This window comes from Streptomyces sparsus (genome assembly GCF_054776295.1).
In genome coordinates this window covers 1-524 of sequence record NZ_BAAHCA010001730.1, presented here as the reverse complement: position 1 = coordinate 524, position 524 = coordinate 1, and the positions used below count along the sequence as shown (strand labels likewise).

Annotated in this window: 1 pseudogene; it reads left to right on the top strand. The window is 76.5% G+C overall.

Features of this window, described 5'->3' with window-relative positions:
• A pseudogene (locus ACYVE9_RS30540) lies at positions 1-355 on the top strand (hypothetical protein); the annotation flags it as partial.
• Between the last annotated feature and the right edge of the window lie 169 nt (positions 356-524).

Sequence of the window (524 nt, the reverse complement as noted above, 5' to 3'; positions counted from 1 at the left end):
CGCCGCGGCGGCCCTGGGCTGGTTCGGCTGGCAGTGGCTCGGGCCGCCCCTGGACGTGCGGGCGTTGGACGTGCGGACCGCTTCCGCCGGGCCCGGTTGCGGCGGCACCGCGGAAGTGGTGGGCACGGTGCGGACCAACGGTGCCGGCGGGACGATCCGCTACCGCTGGGTGCGGAGCGACGGTACGGACTCCGGGGAGTTGGAGAAGCGGCTGGCCCGCGGGCAGCGTGAGGCACGGTTGCGGCTGCTGTGGACGTTCCGCGGCCAGGGTACCCAGCAGGCCGAGGCCACTCTGGAGATCCTCTCGCCCGACCGGCGCAGCGACTCGGCGGGCTTCCGCTACCACTGCGACTGACCGCGCCCGCCCCGCCTGCGGGAGCCGCGCACGCACGCCTCCGACCGCCGTCCCGTCCCGGTACCGAACAGTCCCGATGCCGAACAGTCTTGCCGCGCGGGCGTGCGCCCTCAGGCGGGAACGTCCACCGCGCGCGGCGTCGCCGCGCCGGCCGACAGCCCGTGCGCGG